The sequence below is a fragment of the Bradyrhizobium sp. genome, from assembly GCF_016462955.1.
Taxonomy (GTDB): Bacteria; Pseudomonadota; Alphaproteobacteria; order Rhizobiales; family Xanthobacteraceae; genus Bradyrhizobium.
The window spans coordinates 1-1,974 of sequence record NZ_JAEMSD010000815.1; the positions used below are offsets into that span (position 1 = coordinate 1).

General features: G+C 64.3%; 2 protein-coding genes. Both read right to left on the bottom strand.

The window, feature by feature from the left end:
- Positions 1-309: 309 nt before the first annotated feature.
- Complete coding sequence (locus tag JHD07_RS38765; RefSeq protein WP_291631821.1) at positions 310-513, bottom strand: hypothetical protein; 204 nt, start codon at positions 511-513, stop codon at positions 310-312.
- Positions 514-806: 293 nt separating this feature from the next.
- A partial coding sequence (locus JHD07_RS38770; RefSeq protein WP_291631823.1) for an FHIPEP family type III secretion protein occupies positions 807-1,974 on the bottom strand: 1,168 nt, incomplete at its 5' end.

Sequence of the window (1,974 nt, forward strand, 5' to 3'; positions counted from 1 at the left end):
CGCAGCGCAGCGCTACTTCAGCGGTGCGCTGCAGAGCCGGGGCCCATGCATCAGCACGTGCCGCGGCTTGCTGGGTCCCGGCTCTGCGCAGCAACGCGAAGAGCGTTGCAGCGCGTCCGGGACACGAGAGCGTCATCTGGGAGTTCGGCAGGTGCTCGCGCAACGAGAAGCTACCCCCAGACATGAGAAAGCGCCCGTGGGGGGCGGGCGCTTTCTGTAGTCGACTTGGGGTTGGGGTCGTCTACATATCCACGTGGCGACTTTGGGGGGCTGGTAAAGAGCCGCGTGAATTCCTGAAACTCATGTCTCCTAGCGAACGACCGAGGTGTTCGCGCTGGTGATGGTGACCGGCTTGCCGGCCTTCATGACGCGTGCAGTCTGGGTGAGGCCTTCGTCCGAGCTGGTCGCGCGTGCAGTGATGCCGAGGCCCGCAACCGCGATGCCGGCAACGAGGGCGACGACCACGATTTTCAGATGGGTCGCGCGGTCTGCACTGTAGATCGAGTGGTTCATGGAAGCCTCCTGCCGCCATCTACCCGAAGTAGTCGCCGGCCGTTTCAGGCAGGTTCATGCTTCCGGTGCCCAACAACCTAGTATTGGGGGGATTCGTTCCCAAGAGGCCATCACAAGAGCGTGAATGGACGTGAAAAGTCGCGATCAGAAATGGGGGCTGATGGCTCGTTTCTATAATTATTTCAAAGCTGTAATGTGCCTTTCGGATGGTTTTTGAGCTTTAGCCTGCACGGCGCCGGGAACTCAAAAACCATTTGCCTGTGACTGAAAAACACACGGCTTCTTAAGGCAAATCAGATGCTTCCGACCGTTTTCAACCTCGCCCTGGGGTGGATTTCCGCCTGCGACAACACGGTCGTCTGAGCCCGGAACCGTTCCACCAGGGACCGCACGAAGGGACGAATTGCCGCAGAGGTGACCAGCACCGGTGCCTCCCCTTCGCGCGCGGCGCGCTCGAAGGCCTCGCGCACGGCAGTCATGAATTCCGACAGTTTCGAGGGCTGCATCGCAAGGCTCCGCTCCTCGCCCTGGCCGATGATGGATTCGGCAAAGGCCTGCTCCCATTTCGCCGACAGCGCGATCAGCGGCAGGTAGCCGGCATACGAGGTGTTCTGCGCGCAAATCTGCCGCGCCAGACGCGCGCGGACGTGCTCGACCATGGTGGCCGGATTGCGCGAAAAGGCGAGCGAGTCCGCGATGCCTTCGAGGATGGTCGAGAGGTCGCGGATCGAGATGCGCTCGGCCAGCAGCAGCTGCAGCACGCGCTGGATGCCGGAGACCGTGACCTGTCCGGGGACGATGTCCTTGACCAGCTCGCTCTGCTCCTTCGGCAGCTCCTTGAGCAGCTTCTGCACCTCGCCGTAGGAGAGCAGGTCCGACATGTTGGCCTTGAGCAGCTCGGTGAGGTGGGTCGAGAGCACGGTGGCGGCGTCGACGACGGTGTAGCCCTTGAGCGAGGCCTCCTCCTTGAGGCTGGCGTCGACCCAGGTCGCGGGCAGGCCGAAGGTCGGCTCGGTGGTGTGGATGCCGGGCACCTGGACCTGGCTGCCGCCGGGATCCATCACCATGAACTGGTTCGGCCAGATCTTGCCGGTGCCGGCGTCGACCTCCTTGATCTTGATGATGTAGGTGTTGGCCTCGAGCTGGACGTTGTCGAGGATGCGCACCGCCGGCATCACGAAGCCCATCTCGATCGCGAGCGAGCGGCGCAGCGCCTTGATCTGCTCGGTGAGGCGGTCGGTGCCGTCGGGGCCGTTGACCAGCGGCAGCAGCGCATAGCCGAGCTCGATCTTGAGGTCGTCGATCTTGAGCGCGGCCGAGATCGGCTCCTCGGTCGCGGCGGCGCCCGGCGCACCCGGCGTTCCCGGAGCGGGCGCGGCGTGAACGGCTGCCTCGGCCTTGGCCGCCACCCGGTTGCGGTTGCGCGAGTTCCAGGCCAGCGCGCCGGCGCCGAGGCCAAGC